This window comes from Streptomyces sp. STR69, from assembly GCF_024519455.1.
Taxonomy (GTDB): domain Bacteria; phylum Actinomycetota; class Actinomycetes; order Streptomycetales; family Streptomycetaceae; genus Streptomyces.
Genome location: NZ_JALJRY010000088.1, coordinates 1 through 849 on the forward strand (window position 1 = coordinate 1; position 849 = coordinate 849).

General features: G+C 68.9%; 1 protein-coding gene. It reads right to left on the reverse strand.

Going from position 1 to position 849, the window contains the following annotated elements; translation table 11 throughout:
• A partial coding sequence (locus tag OC490_RS49070) for a hypothetical protein (protein WP_410099286.1) occupies nucleotides 1-831 on the reverse strand: 831 nt, incomplete at its 3' end.
• Nucleotides 832-849: the final 18 nt, after the last annotated feature.

The following is an 849-nucleotide window of genomic DNA, read 5'->3' on the forward strand; positions in this document are numbered from 1 at the left end:
CGCAGAAGCCGCCTCATCCGTGGCATCCGCAGCCCCGGCGTCCCCGGCTTCAGTCGCCCCCTTCCCGAACAGCCCCCCGACGACCTCCATCGCCTTCGGAGCCGCCTTCGCAAGGAGCTTTCCGCCCAGGGAGCCGAGCGCGCCGCCCAGCGCGCCCGTCACCGCACCTTCGACCGCCGACCCCGCGAACGCACCCGCGCTGCAGTCCCCGCCGCCGTTCTGGGCGCACTTGAAGCCCTGCTCGACCAGCGAGCCCGCCGCACCCGCCAAAGCAGCGCAGCCGATCGTGCCCACGCCCCACGTCGCTGCCTCGCAGCCGGCGAAGACCGCCGTGGAGACCACGATGGACGTGATCGCCGCCGCGTGGTTCTTGATGAACTTGCCAGTCGTCTTCACCGCCTTGACCGTCGCGTGGTACGCCGTCCGCGTCGCATGCGCGACCGCCTTCGCCGCCTTCTTCACCGTGTGGGCGACCTTGTGCGCCGCCTTCTTCACCGCGTGGACGACGCGATGCGCCACCTTCGATGCCTTGTGGTACGCCGTATGCACCGCATGGACCGCCGCGTGATACACGCGTTTCACGTGTCTGACCGTGTAGTGGTAGACCCGCCGCGTCACCCGCACCGTCGCGCGGTACACGTCCGCCACCTTGTGGACGACCTTGCGGGCCGCGTGCTTCACGGCGTGAACCACCTTGCGGGCCACGTGCTTTGCCGCGTGGTAGACCTTGTGGACCGCGTGCTTGACCTTCTTGGCCACGTGCTTGGCGGCCTTCACCTCGCACGAACCCGTCCACCAGGAACAGTGACCCGACTCGTCCGTACCCACCATCGGGTTGTCGTCGACGTA